Below are 22,093 nucleotides of genomic sequence, written 5' to 3'. Positions count from 1 at the left end.
TATAGACAAGCGCTTGCTCAAGTAGTTAGGGTGACTTCATGTCAGCAGATCCGCACCACTCGTCGAATGGTTATGCCCTCGGCATCGACGTCGGCGGCACCTTCACCGACGTCGTCCTCGCCGGACCGACGGGCCAAGAGTCGGTTGCCAAGACGCTCAGTACGCACGGCGACCCCACTGAAGGAATCGTCAGAGGTGTGCAGGCCGCCCTCGCTACGGCGGGGGTGGCCCCGGCCGCGGTAGATCGGGTGGTACATGCGACCACCCTTGCCACCAACGCGATTCTGGAGCAGAAGGGTGTCCGGGTCGCGCACATCGGTACGCGCGGGTTTCGTAACCTCCTGCCGCTGGGCCGCTACGCGCGGGTTGAGGAGGATCGTTTCGACACGTTCTTCGACCCGCCGTTGTCGCCCATCCCTGCTTCCGACTGTTTCGACGTGCTCGAGCGCCTCGACAGCGCCGGCGAGGCCATCATTCCCTTGGACGAGTCGTCCGTGCGCGCAGTGGCAGAGGAGATCCGGGATCGCGGTATCCAGTCCGTCTCGATCGCATTACTGCACTCATACGTCAATCCCGCCCACGAACTGCGCACCGCGGAGATCGTGCGTGAGTATCTCCCAGCAGACGCGACGGTAGTGACATCAGCCGAGGTGTGGCCCGAGCTTCGGGAGTACGAACGCACCACGACGACGCTGATGTCTGCGTACGTGGGCCCGGTGATGGTGTCGTATCTACGAAAGCTCGAGCAACGGCTGCGTGATGCCGGAATCGAGGCACGCGTGCAGGTTATGGAATCCGGCGGAGGAGTCATGTCCGCGGAGCTCGCCGGTCGGCGCGCTGTAGCGACCATCGAATCAGGTCCGGCTGCCGGAGTGCTCGCCGCCCGCGCGGCCGGTCTGTCGGCAGGTCACCCTGATGTGATCTCGTTCGATATGGGTGGCACGACGGCGAAGGCGTCGGTGGTTCGCAATGGCGCTCCGGCCATCACCACTGAGTTCCACGTCGGTGGCAAGGGGAGCTTCGGCGGACGCCGGGCGGGTACCGGGGTGCCTATCAAGACGCCGGCGATCGACCTTGCCGAAGTGGGCGCCGGTGGTGGCAGCATCGCCTGGGTCGACCACGGGCAAGCGTTGCGGGTCGGACCCCATTCGGCCGGCTCCGAACCGGGCCCGGCATGTTATGGCCGCGGTGGTCAGGACCCGACGGTGACCGACGCGAACCTCGTCCTGGGTTACCTGGATCCGATCGGGTTTGCTGGTGGAACCATGGGACTCGAACCCGAGAACTCGGCCGATGTCATCCGTGAGCGTGTCGCGGAACCTCTCGGCGTGGGTCTCGAAGCCGCCGCAAATGCCATTCATGAGATCGCCAATGCGACGATGGCAGCAGCCGTCCGGGTGGTCACCGTCCAGCGTGGTTTAGATCCTCGAAACTTTGCGGTTGTCGCGTTCGGCGGTGCAGGTCCGATGCATGCAGCGCGCGTGGCCGAAGAATTCGACATCAGCACAGTGATCATCCCCCCGTCGTGCGGCGTCGGTTCTGCAGTCGGACTCCTGGGCACGGACCTGAGCACCGACCGGGTACTTACCCGACTGTGCCATGAGAACGACATCGACGGGGCGTCGGTCGACGACACCTTCACCCAGCTCGCGGAGATCGCGGCCGGTGATCTCGGCGTGGAGCTCGCCGCACCGTCTACCCGAGTCGAGCGATCTGTCGACGTGCGGTTGGCCGGTCAAGCGCACGAACTGACCGTCCGAATCAGTGACGGAGGTGAAGGTAGGCACTGGGACGACTCATCGCTCCCGGCCCTGCGTGAGAGCTTCGCCGAAAAGTACAAGGAGGCCTATGGAATCGACGGTTCAGGCCCCATCGAATTGGTGAGCTACCGAGTCCGGGTGACTCACGTAGTCCCGAAAGTACCGCTAGGTCGTCGCGCGACATCCGATGCTCGAGGTCAGGGGCCGGCACGGAAACGGCGCGTCTGGTTCCGTGAATTCGGTGAGTACCGGGAAACCCCCGTGTATGAACGCGAAGGAATCGTCGGTGCCCACCCGGTACCGGGACCTCTCGTCATCGCAGACGGTGAATCGACCATCGTGGTCCCGCCGGCATGGAACGCCCAGGTCGACAGTGAGTTCAATGTAATTCTGTCGCGCGCTTCGGAGGAGAAGTAATGACGCACGTTCTGGCCGACGGTTCGGCCCAGACTCTCGACGACAGCGGTTCGAGCACAGCGCAACTGACTTCCGAGGTGCTCCGCAATGCACTGGTGGTCGCAGCGGAGGAGGCGAGCATCGTCGTCGTGCGGTCCGCCTTCTCGACATTCGTCGTAGAGGGTTCCGACGCATCAGCTGCGATCCTGGACAAGGACGGTCGGCTTATCGCGCATTCGATGGCCACGACCCTGATGAACAGCATGGCGCTGTCGGTGGCGGTGCCGTTCCTACTCGCGGACATCCCGCTCGACACGATGCGGCCCGGAGATGTGTTCGCCACCAATGACGCCTACAAAGGCGGGGTTCACACGAACGATATCCTCATCTTCAAGCCGATCTTCGTCGAAGGAACGGTGGAGTACTTCACCGCGACGTTGATCCACGTCTCGGATATCGGAGGTGCGTCCGCCGGCGGAATGGCATCCTTGGCGACCGAGATCTTCGCGGAGGGACTCCAACTACCTCCGGTCCGCATCGCCACCGCGGAGGGGTTGGAAGAGCCGATCATGCGGATCCTCGCCTTGAACAGCCGCACGCCTGACAAGGTGCAGGGCGATGTCCGTGCACTCATAGCGGGCGTGTCGACTGCCGCGAAACGCGTCGAGGAACTTATCGAGGAATACGGAATTCAGGGGTTCGCGAATGGGGTGAACGACTACCTCGAGTACACCGAGATTCTTACCCGAGCCGCGATCGAGGACTTGCCCGCCGGAACTTACCGCTCCGACTACACCATCGATGACGACGGCGTCACCAGCCTGCGCGGTCATCGTGTACAGGTTGCGGTGACGATCGGTGACCGCGACATTTCGCTGGACTTCGAGGGAACCGACCGCCAGGTCGCCGCCGCAGTGAACTCGAGCATCTCCCAATCGCTTGCCGCAGCTGTCTTCGCGTTCAGGTGCTTCGTCGACCCGACGATCCCGATGAACGACGGATGCCTGCGGGTCCTGAATGTGAATCTGCCCGAGGGGTCGCTGCTCAATGCCCAGTCACCCTATCCATGCGGTGGGCGTTTCCTTCCGGCATACGCGGCAATGGAAGCGGTACTTCAGGCACTATCCGACGCAGTCCCTGAACGTGCCATCGCAGCATCGGGAATCCTGCAACCCTTCTCGATCGCCGCGAAAACGGCACCGTATTGGGTCCATCTCGCCTACGAGTTCGGTGGAGTGGGAGCCCGGTTCGGCAAAGACGGCCCGGATGCCACCGGCATCCACTTCGGTCTCGGGCGTAACTCGGTCCCGCAGGTCGAGCCCGTGGAAGTGCGCTGCCCCCTCATCGTGGAGGAGGTCGAGTACATCGCGGACTCCGGCGGGCCGGGACGTTGGCGCGGCGGTCTCGGAACACGCACCGTGTTCCGGCTGCTCGCCGACGCCTACGTCACCACACGTGGGGACCGGCTCGAAACCGGTCCCCGAGGCCGGGACGGCGGAAAGCCCGGAGTGACCGGTGCATTCAAGAAGCGCGTACCCCACGGAGAGACCGTCGTCCTCAACTCGAAGGTCAATAACGAACTCTTCCTCGCGGGCGAGGCATTCATCGTCGAGACGAGCGGCGGCGGTGGAATCGGAGATCCATTCGAACGCCCCGTGGAGTCCGTGTCCGAGGACGTCGAAGCCGCACGAATCACCGTCGAGGGAGCATGGCGTGACTACGGTGTGGTCGTCACCGCGAAGGGCGATGTCGACCACGCGGCGACCGAGGCACGAAGGGCAAGCCGGTCATGACTGGATCACAGGCCCCCGATTGGACAACCCGCGTAACCAAAGGAAGTGATCGATCGTGACCAGCCATGAGCGCACGAGGATGAAGTTCGGCGTCTTCCTCGGACCCGAGCACAAGCCGTCGAACAATCCCACCTGGGACCTCGAGCGTGACTTGCAATTCGTCGAACACCTCGACAAGCTCGGGTTCGACGAAGCCTTCGTCGGCGAACATCATTCGAGTGGCTGGGAGATCATCTCCAGCCCCGAGCTCTTCATCGCGGCCGCCGCGCAACGAACCCGGCACATCAAGCTGGGTACCGGAGTGATCTCGCTTCCCTACCACCATCCGCTGATGGTCGCCGAGCGCATGACACTGCTGGATCATCTCACCCGGGGCCGGCTCATCATGGGAGTTGGGCCGGGCGCACTTCCATCCGATGCGGCCATGATGGGGCTGGAATACTCGTCGCTCCGGGAGCGAATGGAAGAGTCGCTCGAAGCGATTCTCGCTCTGTTCACTTCCGACGGCTGCATCGATCGTAAGACCGAGTGGTTCGAACTCCGTCAGGCGCAGCTGCAGATGCTGCCCTACACCCGCCCCCACCCGGAGTTGGCTGTCACAGCGGTCATCTCGCCGGCGGGGGCGATGTTGGCCGGACGATTCGGGCTGCCGATGCTGGCCCTCGCCGCCGCAACCGACGCCGGCAGTCGCGTACTCGCCGAACACTGGGACATCTACTCGGAACAGCGGGCGCTGCACGGGCACGGACCGGGAGACCGTCGGGACTGGCGGCTCGTGAGCGTCATTCACGTGGCCCCCACACGAGAGGAAGCCGAGCGGCAGGTTTCATACGCCATGGAAGACGCCGGCCGCTACCTGTTCCGCGACGCGAGTTTCCTGAAGGCAATCTATGACTCGTCGGGTCTGGACGAGGGAGCACCGATCCTCGACGTGTTCCGCGCGTCCAATCTCGGTGTGGTCGGGACTCCACAAGATGCAATCGAGCATATCGAGCGCATGCAGGAAATGTCCGGCGGTTACGGCACTCACCTCATCCGGGTACTCGACTGGGCCTCGCCCCAGGACACCCTGAACTCGTACGAGTTGTTCGCTCGCGAAGTCGTGCCCCACTTCCAGGATTCGAATCGGCGTCGAATCGAGAACTGGAACACCTTTCACAACTCTGAAGGCGACTTCCAGGTCGCGCTCGGTGCCGCGAACGCGCGCGCCCGCAAACGCTACGAGGACACCAAGTCGAATCGTCTGTAAGCACCGACATCCAAGGGCCCTCTCGAAGAAATTGGAGAACCACACCATGACCCAGCAGGTTTCCGTCGGGAATGTGTTGTATCCCGTCGACGACGTCGACTCCGCGGTGAAGTTCTACGGATCCGTTCTGTCACTTCCAACAAAATTCCAAGACGGCTCACGATTCGCTGCACTGGACGGTGGCAAGGTCACCGTCGCGATCGCCGGACGCGAGGAGGACGTCACTGACGGTCGCGTCGCCGCGTCCTTCAAGGTATCCGACGTCGCGTCCGCCGTAGACGCGGCAGTTGCCGCCGGAGCCACGGTAGTTCGCGATCCTGAGGACGGGCCGCATGAGACTCGTGCGGTCGTGCTGGACCCCTGGGGCAACGCAGTCGTGCTCTACGCACCCCTGAAGGCGTGAGGGACGACATTTCCGGTCCATTCGGCGGGTAGGTCGCTGAAGTTGGTCGTCGACGGCCGCTATACCGCGCAGTAAACGCGCTTTGCATGGAAAGGACGGCGAGCGATGTCGAGTGCCGCACTCGGATTGGAGGGCCGCACTGCGCTTGTCACCGGCGCTGGAAGTGGTATCGGCCGCGCGACGGCGATCGAACTTGCCAACGCAGGCGCCGCGGTGGGTTGTGCGGATGTCGACCAGCAATCATGCCGAAGCTGCGCCGAGGAGATCACGGAACAGGGAGGCACGGCATTCTCTTACTCCTTGGACGTGCGCTCTGTAGCCGACTTCGAGTCCGTAGTGTCTAATCTGCTCCTCCGGACGGGGCGGATCGATGCCCTGGCGAACGTAGCCGGTGCGATCACCGTCCGCGGACCCGTCCTGTCCATGCGCGACGACGAGTTCGACGAAGGTCTCACACTCAACCTGAAGAGCTTCGTGTACGGTTGTCGCGCAGTCGGCACCGCGATGATCAGCGGTGGCGGTGGAAGCATCATCAATGTCTCGTCCGGAACTGTGGATGGCCACGCGCCCGACCTCGGGGCGTACAGCATCCCGAAAGCGGGTGTCCTGCAGCTCACCCGGACACTCGCGATGGAGCTCGGCGGTGATGGTGTGCGGGTGAACACCGTCTCGCCGGGGTACATTTCGACGTCGATGACCGCCGCGCATTATCGGAATGCAGACGGCACGCTGAACGATGAGCAGCAGAACGCAGTCGACAGTGAGCACAGTGCCTCGATCCCGCTGGGCCGACCGGGTCGGGCGAGGGAGGTCGCCACCGCCGTCACCTTCCTGGCCTCGGATGCTGCTTCATATATCACCGGCCAGATCATCCGGGTCAACGGCGGACTGGTGATGCCGCTGTGACGGTGAAGTTCGACCTTCCGCCGGTTCCTGACTTCGTCTTTCCAGGGTTCGCGGACAGTTGCGCGGTCGTCATCGGTGGAGCGAGCGGCGGGGTCGGTTCGGCGATGGTCCAGCTCCTCCTGCAGGCCGGCTCGTCTGTCATCATGGTCGACCACGACGAAGAGCGTTCGGGACACCTCGCAGCAGCCTTGGGCGACGAGGTGCGTCTGCATTCGGTGCTGACGGACATCACCACAGAGAACGGGATTCGCGACCTCGCATCAGCTCTCGATCGAGCTGATCGACCGGTCAGGCACCTCGTCAATGTCGTCGGCGGCGTGTCCGGCGACGATATCGGACACTTCCTTCATCTCGGATCGGACCAGTGGACTCGCGCTCTCGCGATCAACGTGACCTACGCACTGCGAACCAGCCAGACCGTTGCCCGGCGCATGGTAGACGGGAAGCGCGGTTCGATCGTCAACCTGTCCGTCGCCGACGCCGATCGATCGATGCCGTGGTTTGCGTTCTACGGAGCAACACGATCGGCTCTGGACTCCCTCACGCGCACGATGGCCGTTGAGCTCGGCCCCTTCGGAGTCCGAGCAAACACCGTGTCGTGGGGGCTGATCAAATCACCGAGGATGCACCCGGCAAGCACATCCGAGGGGAATCGGGAACGCGGCATCATTCCGCTGGGCCGGCGGGGACTGGTTGCCGATGTCGCCTCTGCCGCGATGTTCATGTTGTCGGACCTGTCCCTGTATGTCACGGGACAAAACCTGGCGGTCGACGGAGGATTGTCGCAGTGTGGGCCGCACTACGAGCACACCGAGAACATCCCTGTGTTCCTGGAATCCGAACCTGCGCGCGAGGCGCTTGCGGGAGGGTGGAACAGCATCGTGTGCCCCGACTAGCAACGGTGGAGGATTCGGATAGTCGGCAGCGTTATCGACCGCGGCGGCGACCTCTCGAATCCGCGCATCGATCGGTGCCATCTGCCCACAGGTGGCTGATTGCGCACGCTCGGGGCATCTCCTGTGACGTGACTGAACAAGTAAGCGCGAGGGTGGAGGACTCCATCCATAGCTGCAGCTGGAAGGAAGGGGCTCGCCGTGACCGGTCGGGTACTGAACAAGGTTGTGATCATTACTGGTGGATCGTCGGGATTGGGCCGAGCAACGGCCGAATTAATGATCGCAGAGGGAGCGAGGGTGGTGATCGCCGACATCGATGGCGACCGCGGTGAGGCGGTCGCCGCCGAGATCGGCGCCAATTTCCTACAGGTCGACGTGAGTCGTCCGGAGTCGGTGGATGCACTCGTGAACTTCACCCGCGACAAATACGGGCGGGTCGACGTGATGTGCAACAACGCAGGAGTTTCCGCCAACCACTCTCTGGTCGAGACGAGCGACGACGAGTTCGATCGGACGGTTTCGGTCAACTTCGGCGGTGTCTTCTACGGAACGCGCGCGGCAGGCCGGTTGATGGCGAAGCAAGGACACGGGGTCATCGTGAACGTTGCGTCGAACGGTGGGATGTCGCCCACAGCGGGGATGGCTGTATATAGCGGAACGAAGGCTGCCGTGGTGGCGATGTCGAAAGCGTGCGCACTGGAGCTTGCGGGCGCTGGTGTTCGGGTGAATACGATCTCACCCGGGGCGATGCTGACTGCGATGGTTCCCGACATCGACGGAATCAAGCAGGTCCTCGACAAGCTCCAACCCATCGGATACGCAGCCCGACCCTCTGAGATCGCGGCCGGGATCCTGTTTCTCGCGTCGGACGAGGCCGGTTACGTGACCGGTCACGATCTGGTTGTCGATGGTGGGGCGACAGCAGGGCGTCCTGCAGTGGCAATATAGTCGGGGACGGCAACCCGTCGGTGGTGTTTCGTGCGCTAGCCGGAATCAAAGCCCGTGAACAAGCTCTTCCACTGCGAGGGTCCCGAACAATTCAACGCCGACCGTGAAGTTCCCTGCCCCCGCCGCGAACATACCGATTCCACACATCACCTACTGGTGTGCAGGCGTACGCGGCAGTCCCTACTGTCCGCTCACGAGTTCATCCGGGTCAACAGCGGACTGGTGATGCCGTTGTGACGGTGAAGTTCGAACTCCCGCCGGTTCCCGAGTATGTATTTCCAGGATTCGGGGACAGTTGCGCGGTCGTCATCGGTGGAGCGAGTGGCGGGGTCGGTTCGGCGATGGTCCAGCTCCTCCTGCGTGCCGGTTCGTCTGTCATCGTGGTCGACCATGACGAAGAGCGTTCGGGGCACCTCGCAGCGGCCTTGGGCCACGATGTGCATCTGCTTCCGGTGCTGACGGACATCACCACAGAGAGCGGGATCCGCGACCTCGAGTCAGCTCTCGATCGAGCTGATCGACCGGTCAGGCACCTCGTCAATGTCGTCGGCGGCGTGTCCGGCGACGATATCGGACACTTCCTTCATCTCGGATCGGACCAGTGGACTCGCGCTCTCGCGATCAACGTGACCTACGCACTGCGAACCAGCCAGACCGTTGCCCGGCGCGTGGTAGACGGGAAACGCGGTTCGATCGTCAGTCTGTCCGTCTCCGACGCCGATCGATCTATGCCGTGGTTTGCGTTCTACGGGGCAACACGATCGGCCCTGGACTCCCTCACGCGCACGATGGCTGTTGAGCTCGGGCCCTTCGGAGTCCGAGCTAACACGGTGTCGTGGGGGCTGATCGCATCGCCGAGGATGCACCCGTCCCGCACGTCCGAGGGGAATCGGGAACGCGACATCATTCCGCTGGGCCGGCGGGGACTGGTTGCCGATGTCGCCTCTGCCGCGATGTTCGTGTTGTCGGATCTGTCCCTGTATGTCACTGGTCAAGATCTGGCGGTCGACGGAGGACTGTTATTGTGTGGGCCGCACTACGAGCACACCGAGAACATCCCGGTGTTCCTGGAATCTGCACCTGCGCGCGACGCGCTTGCGGGAGAGTGGAACAGCATCGTGCCCCGACGGCCGGCGACGGCGCTGATCCCGGCGGTGAGACCAGCGCCCACGTCGTCATTGCGGGCTAGTCGCGCTTCGGTAGTCGGCGACCAGCGGAGTATCTACCCCGACGTCTCCGAACTGGAGGGCCCCACCGGGGTTGCCGATCGGTTCCTCACGCCCGGGCAATAGCTCGGCGAAGAATCGGCGAGAATCGTCGATGAACGTTTGGTCGTTCGGGGGTACTTGCTTATCGACGGTGATCGCGTCCACCGGACACGCCGGCTCGCATGCACCGCAATCGATGCACTCGTTCGGATTGATGTAGAGCTTGCGGTCGCCGACGTAGATGCAGTCTACGGGGCACTCTTCGACACACGATTGGTCTCTGGTGTCGATGCATTTCGAGTTGATGACGTACGGCATCGGTTGATTCCTTTCCTCACACGTTCACACGCTGCGGTTCGGTAGTGGCAGGATCCTGGTCCGTGCTGTGTCCGGGGAAGACGGTCGCGGCTGGATCAATAGAGGCAGCAGCGTTATTGACCGCAGTGGCGACCTCGCCGAACCCCACTGAGATCAACCGGACCTTGCCGGGATACTCGGTGAGGTCCCCGGCCGCGTAGATCCCGTCGGCACTGGTTTGCATGCGTGTGTCGACGACTACGTGTCTGTTGTCCCGAAGGTCGACGGACCACGATCGAACCGGTCCGAGATCCGCCGTGAAGCCGAGCGCGGCAATGACTCGTTGGGCCGGCCGGATATGCGAGACGGACCCCTGGACCACCTCGACCTGCTCGACGCAATGAATCCCGCTGATCCCGGTCACCTGCGCGTTGGTGAGCACCTCGATTGAGCTGTTCCGCAGGGCTGTCACGGTGGCGGAATGTGCCCGGAATGTGTCTCGTCGATGCACGAGGGTCACGCTTCGGGCGGAGCCCTCCAATGCCAGTGCCCAATCACATGCGCTGTCACCCCCACCCACGACGACAACGTCGGTATCGATCATCTCGGAGAGGTTGCGGACGAAGTAGGTCAATCCGCGGCCAAGGTGCCCGTCGCCCGCCGGGAGCGGTCTTGGCTTGAAGGTTCCGATGCCGCACGTCAACACGACGGCTCGCGCTCGAATTTCGGTATTGGCCGATGTCGTGACCTGGAATCTGTGGCCCGTCGGGTCGTGTACCGGTTGCAGATGTTCTGCACGTTGATCGAGGAGGTAGATGGGGTGGTAGCGGTCCGCCTGCTTCCTCAATCCGTCCACGAGCTCGCGCCCGAGGACGGCGGGAAACCCGGCAACGTCGTAGATAGGTTTCTCGGGGTACATCGCCGTAATTTGTCCGCCCACCTCGGGCAGCGAGTCGATGACGGCCACGGTGAGTCCGCGGACACCGGCATAGTAGGCGCCGTACAGTCCGGTAGGTCCCGCTCCGAGAATCGCGAGGTCTACGTCGATTGGGGTCATTTCGATATGTCCCACGCGACGGGCAGTGAATCCATTGCACGTTGGACAACGCTGACGCGGTAGGTGGGGGGTGCGCTGTCGGCAAGACGTAGCGTCGGGACGTGTTCGGTGAGGACGTCCAGTACCACTCGGAGCTCCAGGCGGGCAAGGGGCGCGCCGAGGCAATGGTGGATTCCCACACCGAATCCTATGTTCTCGGCGGCATTCGGACGATCGAGGACGTACTCATCCGGGTTTTCGAACATCGTCTCGTCGTGATTGGCCGAGTCCTGGAGCAGGAACAAGCGGGCGCCCTTCGGAATTGTGACGCCTCCGATCTCCACGTCCGCGTTGGCGAATCGGAAGCCGCCGATCCCGGCCGAGTCGAGGCGTATGGATTCCTCGACAGCGTTCGGGCGAAGTGCCGAATCTCTGACGACGGTGTCCCATGCCCCCGGTGTTACCATCAGTCGGTAGACGAGGCTCGCGATCTGATTGCCCGTTGTGTCGTTGCCTCCTAAGCTGATTGCGGTCATGATCTCGACGATCTCACGATCGGTGAGATCCGCAGTACCGTCGGCGACAGCGGCGAGGGTTTCGCTCATGAAGTCGTCCTGTGGTCGCGCGCGTCTCTTCGCCAGCAATTGGTACATGTACTCGACATACTCGATATAGCCTTCGGCGCGTACTCGCTGCTCCCGCACAGACATCGGCGTGAAGAACAACCCGAACCAGTCGTCGACCCACTGTTGCACCTTCTCGGTGTCCTCGGAGGGAATGCCGAGGAAGCGGGCCGTGATGCGGGCGGGCAGAAGACTGGCGAACTCGGACACGAAGTCCGCCTGTCCGCGGGGAAGTAGCTCTTCAATCATCTCGGTTGCGAGTGCCCGTACGTCGGGTTCAAGCCGAGCCATGGAGCGCACCGAGAACGACCGCGCAACGCTCCGCCGGAGACGAGTGTGGAGGGGCTGGTCGACGCTGGCGAGAAACGTCTCCAGTGTGGCGTTGTGCTCGGTGAGGAGGCGTTCGACGTGGGGATCGATCCGCGCCGCCGCGGCGAGGCTGCCGACCGAGCTGAAGGACTGGTGATCGAGGAACACGTTGCGGATGTCGGAGTAGCGGCTGAGGACGTGCGAGTCGAGCTGCGCGCTGGCGAACACCGGCTGTTGACTGCGGAGCCGCCGGTAGAAGTCAAAGGGGCTGCTGACGTGCCGTGGCGAGGAAACATCGAAGTCGTCGGCGTCGAATGCGTATGGGCATCCCGCACTTTCGTGAGGATGGGGTTCGGTCTCGGTCGGCTGATTGCTCACGTTCGGTTCTCCTCGAGTGTCCGTAGAGGGGTTCGAGCTCAACGGACCGTGTGCGTGCTCCTGGGGGCACGCGGGCATCCGTCGCCGCGATCGGTTGAGATGTAGCAAATGCTAGGTCAATTACTTCGTCACAGCAAGAGGAATTTGAGAGGTGGGTCACACGAGGCTGACTGAATCGTGATTTGCGAACGTGGTCGCTCCCCACCCCGACCCAACGACGCGCGTTCGAACTCCTCGATACCGCCATCCCCTGGCGGTCAGGTAGCCAGAACAACCACAACCGAAACCAACGAACCCCCAGCTCAACTGGGGGTTCTCTCGTCCGCCTGACCGTAACTTCGGACTAAAAGGAAGGGCCCCCCATGACCGGTCAGTTGGTGAACGAGATCGTAATCATTACCGGCGGATCGTCGGGATTAGGCCGAGCAACAGCTGAATTGATGTTGCAGAGAGAGCGCGAGTCGGCATCGCAGGGGCATGAATGGCGAGTGAGCGGAGAAGGTAGCGGCGGAGATCGGTGCCACTTTCGTTCTGGTCGACGTGAGCCGTCCGGAGTCGGTGGATGCACTCGTGAACTCCACCCGAGACAGATACGGACGGATAGACGTGATGTGCAACAACGCGGGAGTGCTCGCCAACCGCTCACGGGTCGAGACGAGCGACGACGAGTTCCATCGGACGGTTTCGGTCAACTTCGGCGGTGTCTTCTACGGAACGCGCGCGGCAGGCCGGTTGATGGCGAAGCAAGGACACGGGGTCATCGTGAACGTTGCGTCGAACGGTGGGATGTCGCCCACCGCGGGGATGTGATCCTGTTTCTCGCGTCGGACGAGGCCGGATACGTCACGGTCACGATCTGGTCGTCGATGGTGGGGCGACAGCAGGGCGTCCTGCAGTGGCAATATAGTCGGGGACGGCAACCCGTCGGGGGTGTTTCGTCGCTAGCCGGAAATCAGAGCCGTGAACATTGCAGATCTGCGCTGCACACGGCTGCTCTGAGCGCCCGTCCCAACTCAGTCGACACCTGTGGTGATACGCTGAGCCACAGCGACACTCGACTGGTCACCGGTCCAAGTCCCGGCTCGGGTTTGTAGATTCCGCACATCACCTACGAGCGTGCCGGCGTGCGCGGGAGTCCCTACTGTTCGCGCACGAGTACGGCGGTGGTGGCCTGTCACCCTGCGAACTCCGCAACCTCCGCGATCGGCATGATGGAGTGCCCCAATCTAGTTTCTTTGGTGCGTAGATAGTCGATGTTGTGGCGGTTGACATGTGGAGGTCGGGTCACACGTGCTGTTACTTCGACGCCGTACCTCGACAAGGCGCTGATCTTGTCGGGATTGTTGGTGATCAACCGCGCGCGTGTCACGCCGAGGTCCCTGAGAATGGCGGCCGCAGCAGCATAGTCCCGTGAGTCGACGGGCAGACCTAGTTCGAGGTTCGCATCGACTGTGTCGTAACCGTTCTCTTGGAGCGCGTAGGCAGCCAGTTTCGCCCCCAGCCCCACGCCGCGTCCTTCGTGGCCGCGAAGATACACGAGGACCCCAGTACCTTCAGCTGCGATCAATTCGAGAGAGTCCTGGAGTTGGGGACCGCAGTCGCACCTGAGTGATCCGAGAATATCGCCAGTCAGGCATTCGCTGTGTATGCGAACAAGCGGTGACGCTGTCGCCGAGGAGTCGGCTAGGTGCGGTGTTCCGGCGACCAACGCGAGGTGCTCCACGCCGTCGTGCGCTGCGAAAGCATGCCCGGTGAAGGCGCCGAAGGCCGTCGGGATTCGGGCTTCCGAAACGCGTGTGACAATTGACTCTCGTTTCCGTCGATGCTCGATGATGTCGCGCACGCAGATGATTCTCAGATCGTGTTGATGTGCAAACTCGAAGAGTGATGCACGACGGGACATCTCACCATCGTCGTCCACGAGTTCACAAAGGACACCCAGAGACTCGAGTCCAGCCATTCGGCATAGGTCAACGGTTGCCTCCGTGTGCCCTGGACGCTCCAGTACGCCTCCCGGCCGGGCCAGGAGCGGCATCACGTGACCCGGCCGAGTGAGAGCATCAGGGAGAGTCTGAGGGCTGGCAAGCGCACGAGTAGTCACCGCGCGGTCTGCTGCAGAGATACCTGTCGTGACGCCGTCACGTGCATCGACCGACACGCCGAACGCGGTTCTGAGGATTTCGCTGTTGCCGTCGGGCGGAACCATCAGTGGCAGGCCAAGCGTCGCTGCACGTGCTTCGGTCATCGCGACACAGACAAACCCGGATGTGTGGCGGACGATGAAAGCCATCTTCTCGGTTGTGACGTGCTCAGCCGCCATCACCAGATCGCCCTCGTTCTCCCGGTTCTCGTCGTCGAGGACGACGACGATTTCACCGCGTGCAATGGCGTCTAGAGCCGCTGGCACGGTATCGAACCGTTCATGTGTCACCGCAGTGTCGTGCTGTCCGTCAACCGGTGAAATGTGTGTTGTCATGGTGCCTCCGACAATGCAGGGGTTCGTGGACTCGACGAGGAGTGCGTGGACGGGAGAGGGGGATTCGCGTTCGGCTCCGGCGGCGTGGTGCGGATTCAGTCGGCGAAGTGCAGTCGTCCGTACTTACCCCGGTGAAAAAGAAGGGGTGACCGTCCGTCGGCATAGAGGTGCTGGACCCGCGACACCACGATCACGTGGTCACCCGCGACATGTTCGGCTTCGACACGAGCCTCGATCCAGGCCACAGCGTTCTCGACGACCGGTGCACCCGACGGTGAGGGCCGCCACGCCAGTCCGGCGAACTTGTCACCGCCTTTGACCGCAAGTTGGCGGCCGACGTGTTCCTGATCCTCCGCGAGGATATTGATCACGAAGGTTTCGGCGCGCTTGATGGCCGGCCATGAACTGCTCGTGTGGGCGACGCAGAAAGCCACGAGAGGCGGATCCAGGGAAACCGAGGTGAAGGAGTTTGCTGCCAATCCGGCGCCTTCCCCGGATTCCGGATCCAGAGCCGTGATCGCGATGACACCGGTAGCGAAGTGACCGAGTACCGATCGCATCGCTGCGGCATCAACCTCGGGAAGACCGGTGACGTGTTGCAGTGGTGATGTCGCGCTCATTTCAACCTCCGAGAGTTGTTCGACTTACAGATGGTGCCCGCGCTCGTCCCTGATCGAGGGCGGAGCGGAATCCTCGCGTACGTGAGGGTCGATTTCGACCTGCACGGATATCGGGGTCATTGCGCTGATGGCTTGCTCGATCCGTGCGTGCCACATGCCGTTCTTCACAAGGCTCTCGCGGTTGAAGGAGACGAAGACCGTCGCCGAGTCCAGCGTTCCCTGCCGTGCTACGCGCAGTTCCCAGTGTGCGATGCCGTCGATGCCGCGAAGTGCCTTCGTGAGCGCGGTGAAGGAGATCCATCGGCCGCGGATGAGGAGAAGGTCACCGTAGGTATGTGTGGGCATGGTGAGGGATTCACCGTCCCTGCTGCTCAGATACCCAGTGCGCACGCCGATGTGCGCGAGGCTCGAGTGCCACGGGTACCTCACTACGATTTCTGCGAGTTCACCGTTTGCCGACGTTTCCGCGGGTGTGGCGAGTTCGAGTAAGCCTTCGTGTGTCGGGGTGAGCGCAGTGGCGTTCTGGGTTTTGTGTGCCATCGGGATCCCGCTGAGGGGGTCGGTGAACAACTCGACGGTGTGGGCACCGAATTCACGCCCCAAGTGTTCGATCTTCTTCGGATCAGCGATCTCACCGGTCAGTACGATCAGTCGGAGTTCCAGGTCCAAGGGCTCGACCAGGAATTCGAGGTGAAGCCGTGCGAGGAAATCCGAGACTCCGGTGGCCGTTCCCACCAGAACGTTGGCGCGCATGTTCTCGACTGTGCGCAGCAACCGCATTCGTCCGCGAGGTCCGGTGCTCGCCGCTGCCGCCGCCACTTCCGCGGCCGCCTCTGCGACCAGGGTTCCCCCGAGCTCACCGTCATTGTTGAGTGAGACGACAACGCGATCGGTGGCTTTGACGCCCGCGTCGGTGAGTGTTTTTGCGGTCAACGCGACCGCGGCCGCACGATCCTCGGCTGAGAGTGGGAACGCTGCAGTAGCAGTTGAATCGACGTGCAAGAGTCCCTTGGCCTTAGCCGCCGTGATTCCTGCTGTGGAGAGGTTTCCTCTGCTGATCGGCTCGGGAAGCGTCTCGACGGTTTGGGTGTCTGTCATCGGATCTCCACAACATCGGAAGCGAACAGCTTGATCGAGCTCAGGACATGCTCGTTGTCGAGGCCGCCGACCTGGAACTGCCCGATCAAGTCGGTGACGCCGGCTTCCTCGAGCCGCTGCACAGCCTTGCGGGACCCCTCGACATCGTCGATCACAATCATCAGGTTGTCGCGAAGCGTCTCGATGGCCTCGTCCTGAGATTGACCGGCGGCGAGAGCCCCGAGGACACGGTGGCTCGCGTGCCGGGCGTCGTAATAGTCGGGTGGCGCAACCAGGTTGACCTGGCGACGGATGTACCACATCACCGCGTCGGCGGCATTGGCATGCGCCTCATCGGTCGTGGGCGCGACGTGCCACGGAATCATCAGTGCGATCTTGCGCGTCTCCGGGTCGAAACCGTGCCGGGCCAACTCGGCCTTGTACTTCGCGATGTCCTCGGCGACGTCGTCGATGCCCTTGAGCATGGTCATGCCGAGGAGGTTGTAGCCTCGCCGTGCAGCCTGCAGGTAGCCGTCGAGGCTCGTCGATGCCACCCACACAGGCGGGTGCGGTTCCTGCAAGGGGCGCGGGTATACCCCCACGTCGGGGACGCTCCAGTACTCGTGTTCCGCGCAGTAAGGTTCGCCGTCGGCCTCCCAGATCCCGAGCACGGTGTCGAGGTTTTCCTCCCACAGCGTGCGGGACTGCTCGAAGGGGCGCTGAAAGGCCTGGTACTCGAGCGGGGACGCTCCACGGCCGGTGCCGAACTCGATGCGTCCTCCCGAGATGATGTCCATGGTCGCTACGCGCTCGGCGGTGCGAATCGGGTGTGAGAACGGGAGAAGAACGACGCCGAGCCCGAGCCGAATCTGTTTGGTGACCCGTGCAAGTGCGCTCAAAACGATATCGGGAGCCGAGGAGTGCGAGAACCCACGAGTGAAGTGGTGCTCGACCATCCAGGCCGTGCTGTAACCGAGCCCATCGGCGAGAGTGACCTGCTCGATGAGATTCTCGAACGCCTGCTGCTCGACCTCTTTGGTCCGCCCACGTACCTCGAGTTCATATCCGAGGCCTGCCCGCAGCTTTGCCATGCCAACTCCTGTCAGTAGTACCAAGCGATCGCTTGGGTTTGCCTCTGTTCGACCTTGACTTCGCTAGCGTAACCCAAGCGCTTGCTCAAATGCTATACGCTTACATCATGCAGATCACGGATTGGGTCGGATACGAGCTGGGAACCAGAGTGGTGCGGTACTGCGAAGAGGATGCGATCCTGTACGCCCTCGCAGTCGGTGCGCGCGCAGACGAGTTACCCCTGGTTTTCGAGCGTGACCTCAAGGTCCTGCCGACGTTTGCCCTCACGCTGGGACTGTGGGTTGCGGATGCGGCGTCGGCGGCCGGTGCCTTCGTGCCGGCACAAGCTCTACACGGGTCTCAGTCCCTGACGATGCGCGGACCCCTCCCGCCCGCCAGCGAATTCGAGGTCACCGGCCATGTCGAAGCGGTCCGCGACACGGGACGATCCGCGATCCTGGACATAGTGTGCGACAGTGCCTATTTCTCCGCCACCTACTCGATTATCCTGCCTGGACAGGGCGGTTTCTCGCCGTCCACTCCGCGAGTGAAGGCAAAGCCGGAGGACGGCAACCGGGCGGTGGTGCACGAATCGCGAATCATCGAGCTGTCGTCGGAGCAGGCCGTCCTCTACAGGCTTACCGGCGATCGCCATTTGATACACGTCGACCCGGCAGCGGCGCAAGCTGCCGGGTTCGATCGTCCCATTCTTCACGGTCTGTGCACGCTCGGCGTGGTGGCAAGGTCCCTCGCCGAGCCGCTGGGAGCGAAGCCGTGGGAGCTCAGGAGGATCGAGGCTCGATTTGCCGCACCCGTGTTCCCTGGCAGCACCCTTGTCGTGGCAGCGGAGCAGCCACCGGTCGGAGACTCTGGTGCCGGCCTCGAGTACTCCGCTTCTGTCGACGGCCGTTGTGTCCTTGCCGACGGACGAGTTTCCTACTCCTGAATTTGTGGGGAAAGTCAGCCATCTCCGGTGATGTGTCGACTAGGGGCTCTCGAGAATAGTGGCACTTCCATAGCTTCCTCCGAAGCCTGTGCACAAGGCGACATGCGGTGATTCGACCTGAGACGACGCAGTTCCCCGCAGTTGTCGTACGGCTTCCAGCACATTGTTGAGGCCGTGCACGTACCCTTCCGAGAGCAATCCACCATGAGGGTTGACCGGCAGCGAACCGCTCGGAAGGGTGCTGCCCGAGCGCACAAGTTCCCCGCTCTCTCCGACGCCACAGAAGCCGAGGTCTTCGAGCTGCTGAAGGACGATGGGGGAGTAAGCGTCGTAGAGCATCGCCACATCGACATCGACGGGGCGAAGGCCGGATAGCTTCCACAACTTGCGAGCCACAAATCGTGAAAAGATGGCGGAGAGATCATCCGCCTTGTCCATGCTCGACGAACCAACGCCACCGCCCCGCACCACGGTGGCGATGCGGGGACTGTTCGGTCTCACGGAGTCGGCGATATCCACCCTACTGACAATCAGTGCAGCACCGGCGTCGGTTTCCTGGCAGCAGTCTGCACGGCGTAATGGGGTCGACACGAGCGGACTGGCGAGGTATTCGTCCCAGGTGATGGGGGCGCGCACCAGTGCGCGCGGGTTCGACGCGGCCAACTGCCTCGATTGGCAGACTACCGAGGCGAGATCCTCCTCGGTGGCGCCCGAGTCGTGCATCCAGCGGGTGGCCGCCAACGCAAACAGATTGACAGGCCCCGCCATCCCGAATGGGATGGTGAACTGCGTTTCGCCGCCGGCAACCCGAATCGATGCCTGGCCCATGCGCTTTCCGGATCGGCCGTTCAAAGCGCGGAAAACGAGCACGTTTGTTGCTGTGCCGGAGTGAATCAACATTGCGGCATCGCCGAGGATTGACGCCGACTGCGTCCCACCGCCGTAGACTTCATTCGTCCAGATCTCGGGTGGCAGGCCGAGATGCTCTGCCACGGAATTTACCGGTGCGGAGTCGGCCATGTGGTAGCACAGGACTCCATCGATATCGGAGACGTCGAGGCCTGCATCCTGAATGGCGGAGCGACTCGCTGCCAGTGCCAGTTGGAGGGGACTGACCCCACTGCGGCGGGATATGTCCGTCATACCGATTCCACTTACGGCCGTTGCCCCGGCGAATGTTTGCCGCGTCATTTTCTCCCCTTGTTAACCAAGCGCTTGCTTGAAAGGATAGTCTTATGTGGACCCGTATAGCACCGGAACCTAGCGAACTCGCCCGTCCGTTCTGGGAAGGTTGCAATGAAAGACGTCTCCGAATTCAGCGGTGCCGTACGTGCGGAACCTTCATCCATCACCCCGAGCCCGAATGCACGCGGTGCGGTGGAACGGACCTCACCTTCGACGAAGTGAGCGGAAGCGGACGCATCGAAACCTTCACGGTGGTCCATCGGAGCTTCGTCCCAGGCTACCAGGACGTGACGCCCTACGTTGTCGGCTGGATTGCCCTTCCGGAGCAAAGCAGCCTCAGGGTTTTCAGTGAAATTATGGGTGACTGCGTCACCTCTCGCGTAGTGATCGACGCTCCGGTAGAGGTTCGGTTCGAAGAGGTCGAAGGGTTCGGGGCCGTCCCCGTGTTCGAGTTGACTCAGCAGAAATGGCGGACGTCTCTCACCTCCGCAGAGACGAGGGATCCGGACTGTCGTGCGGTCTCTCGTGAAAGTGCCGACTGCAGCCCGATGCTGGATTCGTCCGATATGACGGTCAGCCCGCGATGAGCGGACTGTCGTGGCTTTCGCGCATAATCGCAGACCGGCGGCGGTACCCCTTACGATCATCCTCCGACATACCACCCCACGTGCCGTAGTGCTCTCCGGCCTCGATGGCGTGTGTCCTGCATCGAACTTGGACTGGGCATCGTGCGCAGACCTGTTTCGCTGCCTTCGCCCGGGCTGAACGCTCGCGGCCCCGTTCGTTATCCGGGTGGAAGAAGAGCGCGGCATTCGCTCCGCGGCACTGGGCCTGTAGTTGCCACTCCCAAGCTTCGGCAGTCGGGGCGGGAAGCTTCATCGGAATTGGTGCGGGCATGATCGTCCTGTTCATCTCTCGTGCTCAGCTCACGGGGCACGACTTGCGAAGCGACAGTAAAGCAAGCGATTGCTTGGTATCCTACAACGACAACGATGACTTTGTCCGCAACGACGAAAAGCCCGCACAGGATCTGTGCGGGCCTCGTGTCGTGTCGAGGATCAGAAGTTGATCATGTGCCCGGCGAGGCCGTGGATGGCCTCCTGCAGGGCTTCGCTGAGGGTGGGGTGGGTGTGCACGTTGCGGGCCAGCTCGTTGACGGTGAGATCCCACTTCTGCGCGAGGGTCAGCTCGGGCAGCAACTCGGAGACGTCGGGGCCGATGAGGTGGCCGCCGAGCAGCTCGCCGTACTTGGTGTCGGAGATCAGCTTGACGAAGCCGGTGGAGTCACCGAGGCCGTGCGCCTTGCCGTTGGCGGCGAACGGGAAGTTCGCCACCTTGATGTCGTAGCCCTCGTCCTTCGCCTGCTGCTCGGTGAGACCGAAGCTGGCCACCTGCGGCTGGCAGAACGTGGCGCGCGGCATCATCCGGTAGTCCTCGATCGGCAGCGTCTCGGCGCCGGCGATCGTCTCGGCCGCCACCACACCCTGCGCCTCGGCCACGTGGGCGAGCTGCAGCTTCATCGTCACGTCACCGATCGCGTAGATGTGCGGCACCGACGTCGCCATCGTGTCGGTGATCCCGATGGCACCGCGATCGGTGAGCTGGACACCGGTCTTCTCGAGGCCGAAGCCCTCCACGCGGGGAGCGAAGCCGACCGACTGCATCACCTTGTCGACCACGACGGTCTCGATCTCGCCGCTCTTGTTGTCCTTGATCGAGACGGTGACCTTGCTGCCGTCGTCGTCGATGCTCTGCACCGCCGCGCCGGTTCTGACCTTGACGCCGAGCTTTTTGTACTGCTTCTCGATTTCCTTGGAGATGTCCGCGTCTTCGTTGGGCAGCGCCCGGTCGAGGAACTCGACGATGGTCACGTCCACGCCGTAGTTCTTCAGGACGTACCCGAACTCCATGCCGATCGCCCCGGCCCCGACGATGAGGATCGATCCCGGCAGATCCCGGGTCATGATCTGCTCTTCGTAGGTGACGACGTTCTCGCTCAGCGAGGTACCCGGCAGCAACTTGGTGGTCGAACCGGTCGCGATGATGGCGTTGTCGAACGTCACCGTCTCGGTGCCACCCTTGGTCAGTGCCACCTCGATGGTGTTGGCGTCGGTGAAGGTGCCCTTGCCGTCGTACTCGGGAATCTTGTTCTTCTTCATCAAGAAGTGGATGCCCTTGACGCGCCCCTCCGCGACCTTGCGGCTGCGGTCGTAGGCGGCGCCGAAGTCGAAGGACGCTTCACCGGTGATGCCGAACAGCTTGGCCTCTTTCGTGAAGAGATGCGCAAGCTCGGCGTTACGGAGAAGAGCCTTCGAGGGGATGCAGCCCACGTTCAGGCACACACCACCCCAATACTTCTGCTCGATGATGGCGGTACTCAATCCCAGCTGTGCCGCGCGGATAGCAGCGACGTACCCACCGGGACCGGCTCCGAGGACAACGACGTCATAGTGTGAGGTCACGGGTGATCTGATCCTGCAACTCTTGTTCGGATTTCGTGGATGAAACAATGAGAA

Annotated in this window: 22 protein-coding genes; 12 read left to right on the top strand and 10 right to left on the bottom strand. The window is 62.6% G+C overall.

What is annotated here, in order from left to right; genetic code table 11:
- Positions 1-38: 38 nt before the first annotated feature.
- The 9 genes from L1080_RS16440 (at position 39) to L1080_RS16400 (ending at position 9,643) form a co-directional block, all read left to right on the top strand.
- Complete coding sequence (locus L1080_RS16440) at positions 39-2,177, top strand: hydantoinase/oxoprolinase family protein (RefSeq protein WP_250776021.1); 2,139 nt, start codon at positions 39-41, stop codon at positions 2,175-2,177.
- The gene (locus L1080_RS16435) at positions 2,177-3,949 is read left to right on the top strand and encodes a hydantoinase B/oxoprolinase family protein (RefSeq protein ID WP_250776017.1); all 1,773 of its coding nucleotides are present in this window, start codon (positions 2,177-2,179) and stop codon (positions 3,947-3,949) included. Before L1080_RS16440 ends, L1080_RS16435 begins: the two co-directional genes overlap by 1 nt.
- 55 nt (positions 3,950-4,004) lie before the next feature.
- The gene (locus L1080_RS16430; RefSeq protein ID WP_159920672.1) at positions 4,005-5,198 is read left to right on the top strand and encodes an LLM class flavin-dependent oxidoreductase; all 1,194 of its coding nucleotides are present in this window, start codon (positions 4,005-4,007) and stop codon (positions 5,196-5,198) included.
- A 46-nt stretch (positions 5,199-5,244) separates the two neighbouring features.
- Positions 5,245-5,601 carry a VOC family protein gene (locus tag L1080_RS16425; protein ID WP_141471424.1) on the top strand — a complete coding sequence of 119 codons (357 nt, stop codon included), beginning with the start codon at positions 5,245-5,247 and terminating at the stop codon, positions 5,599-5,601.
- A 105-nt stretch (positions 5,602-5,706) separates the two neighbouring features.
- Positions 5,707-6,507, top strand: coding sequence for an SDR family NAD(P)-dependent oxidoreductase (locus L1080_RS16420; RefSeq protein ID WP_250776015.1), 801 nt, complete (start codon positions 5,707-5,709; stop codon positions 6,505-6,507).
- Complete coding sequence (locus L1080_RS16415) at positions 6,504-7,403, top strand: SDR family NAD(P)-dependent oxidoreductase (protein ID WP_250776012.1); 900 nt, start codon at positions 6,504-6,506, stop codon at positions 7,401-7,403. Before L1080_RS16420 ends, L1080_RS16415 begins: the two co-directional genes overlap by 4 nt.
- Positions 7,404-7,601: 198 nt before the next feature.
- Complete coding sequence (locus L1080_RS16410) at positions 7,602-8,351, top strand: SDR family NAD(P)-dependent oxidoreductase (protein WP_250776010.1); 750 nt, start codon at positions 7,602-7,604, stop codon at positions 8,349-8,351.
- A gap of 54 nt (positions 8,352-8,405) precedes the next feature.
- Positions 8,406-8,588, top strand: coding sequence for a hypothetical protein (locus L1080_RS16405; protein WP_250776006.1), 183 nt, complete (start codon positions 8,406-8,408; stop codon positions 8,586-8,588).
- A 2-nt stretch (positions 8,589-8,590) separates the two neighbouring features.
- Complete coding sequence (locus tag L1080_RS16400) at positions 8,591-9,643, top strand: SDR family NAD(P)-dependent oxidoreductase (protein ID WP_250776003.1); 1,053 nt, start codon at positions 8,591-8,593, stop codon at positions 9,641-9,643.
- On the opposite strand, the gene fdxA is transcribed toward L1080_RS16400, so the two are convergent.
- Genes fdxA through L1080_RS16385 form a run of 3 tightly spaced genes read right to left on the bottom strand, consistent with a single transcriptional unit; the run spans position 9,527 to position 12,202 of the window.
- Positions 9,527-9,877, bottom strand: a complete 351-nt coding sequence (fdxA, locus tag L1080_RS16395) for a ferredoxin (protein WP_250776001.1) — start codon at positions 9,875-9,877, stop codon at positions 9,527-9,529. The two genes, L1080_RS16400 and fdxA, sit on opposite strands and share 117 nt — an antisense overlap.
- A 16-nt stretch (positions 9,878-9,893) precedes the next feature.
- The gene (locus tag L1080_RS16390; protein ID WP_250775999.1) at positions 9,894-10,913 is read right to left on the bottom strand and encodes an NAD(P)/FAD-dependent oxidoreductase; all 1,020 of its coding nucleotides are present in this window, start codon (positions 10,911-10,913) and stop codon (positions 9,894-9,896) included.
- Positions 10,910-12,202, bottom strand: coding sequence for a cytochrome P450 (locus L1080_RS16385; protein WP_250775996.1), 1,293 nt, complete (start codon positions 12,200-12,202; stop codon positions 10,910-10,912). The genes L1080_RS16390 and L1080_RS16385 overlap by 4 nt, the downstream gene beginning before the upstream one ends.
- A gap of 540 nt (positions 12,203-12,742) precedes the next feature.
- On the opposite strand from L1080_RS16385, the gene L1080_RS16380 reads away from it, so the two are divergent.
- Positions 12,743-13,012 (top strand): SDR family NAD(P)-dependent oxidoreductase, encoded by a 270-nt coding sequence (locus tag L1080_RS16380; protein WP_236603415.1) that lies wholly within the window; start codon positions 12,743-12,745, stop codon positions 13,010-13,012.
- Between the two features lie 364 nt (positions 13,013-13,376).
- Here the strand turns inward: L1080_RS16380 and L1080_RS16375 are convergent, their stop codons facing one another.
- The 4 genes from L1080_RS16375 to L1080_RS16360 all read right to left on the bottom strand — a co-directional run bounded on the left by L1080_RS16375 (position 13,377) and on the right by L1080_RS16360 (position 17,466).
- Positions 13,377-14,678: a bifunctional 3,4-dihydroxy-2-butanone-4-phosphate synthase/GTP cyclohydrolase II gene (locus L1080_RS16375; RefSeq protein ID WP_159920688.1), complete on the bottom strand. Its 1,302-nt coding sequence runs from the start codon at positions 14,676-14,678 to the stop codon at positions 13,377-13,379.
- 95 nt (positions 14,679-14,773) lie between these two features.
- Positions 14,774-15,298 carry a flavin reductase family protein gene (locus L1080_RS16370; RefSeq protein ID WP_159920690.1) on the bottom strand — a complete coding sequence of 175 codons (525 nt, stop codon included), beginning with the start codon at positions 15,296-15,298 and terminating at the stop codon, positions 14,774-14,776.
- A 24-nt stretch (positions 15,299-15,322) separates the two neighbouring features.
- A complete protein-coding gene (locus tag L1080_RS16365; RefSeq protein ID WP_236603416.1) occupies positions 15,323-16,396 on the bottom strand; it encodes a phenylacetate--CoA ligase family protein in 1,074 nt (357 codons plus the stop codon).
- Positions 16,393-17,466: an LLM class flavin-dependent oxidoreductase gene (locus L1080_RS16360; RefSeq protein ID WP_250775994.1), complete on the bottom strand. Its 1,074-nt coding sequence runs from the start codon at positions 17,464-17,466 to the stop codon at positions 16,393-16,395. The genes L1080_RS16365 and L1080_RS16360 overlap by 4 nt, the downstream gene beginning before the upstream one ends.
- Before the next feature lie 107 nt (positions 17,467-17,573).
- Here L1080_RS16360 and L1080_RS16355 point away from each other — a divergent pair, with 107 nt between their 5' ends.
- The gene (locus L1080_RS16355) at positions 17,574-18,392 is read left to right on the top strand and encodes a MaoC/PaaZ C-terminal domain-containing protein (RefSeq protein WP_250775992.1); all 819 of its coding nucleotides are present in this window, start codon (positions 17,574-17,576) and stop codon (positions 18,390-18,392) included.
- Positions 18,393-18,431: 39 nt separating this feature from the next.
- Here L1080_RS16355 and L1080_RS16350 read toward each other — a convergent pair whose 3' ends face one another.
- Positions 18,432-19,412, bottom strand: a complete 981-nt coding sequence (locus L1080_RS16350; RefSeq protein ID WP_250775989.1) for a thiolase C-terminal domain-containing protein — start codon at positions 19,410-19,412, stop codon at positions 18,432-18,434.
- Positions 19,413-19,627: 215 nt separating this feature from the next.
- Here L1080_RS16350 and L1080_RS16345 point away from each other — a divergent pair, with 215 nt between their 5' ends.
- Complete coding sequence (locus L1080_RS16345; RefSeq protein ID WP_374435312.1) at positions 19,628-20,164, top strand: Zn-ribbon domain-containing OB-fold protein; 537 nt, start codon at positions 19,628-19,630, stop codon at positions 20,162-20,164.
- On the opposite strand, the gene L1080_RS16340 is transcribed toward L1080_RS16345, so the two are convergent.
- Together L1080_RS16340 and lpdA are read right to left on the bottom strand one after the other, a co-directional pair.
- On the bottom strand, positions 20,151-20,456 hold the full coding sequence (locus L1080_RS16340; RefSeq protein ID WP_159927014.1) for a WhiB family transcriptional regulator: 306 nt from the start codon (positions 20,454-20,456) through the stop codon (positions 20,151-20,153). The two genes, L1080_RS16345 and L1080_RS16340, sit on opposite strands and share 14 nt — an antisense overlap.
- Before the next feature lie 179 nt (positions 20,457-20,635).
- Positions 20,636-22,039, bottom strand: coding sequence for a dihydrolipoyl dehydrogenase (gene lpdA, locus L1080_RS16335; protein ID WP_159920700.1), 1,404 nt, complete (start codon positions 22,037-22,039; stop codon positions 20,636-20,638).
- Between the last annotated feature and the right edge of the window lie 54 nt (positions 22,040-22,093).

This window comes from Rhodococcus sp. MSC1_016 (genome assembly GCF_023667485.2).
GTDB classification, from domain to species: Bacteria; Actinomycetota; Actinomycetes; order Mycobacteriales; family Mycobacteriaceae; genus Rhodococcus_F; species Rhodococcus_F oxybenzonivorans.
This window is presented reverse-complemented; position numbering and strand designations above follow the sequence as displayed.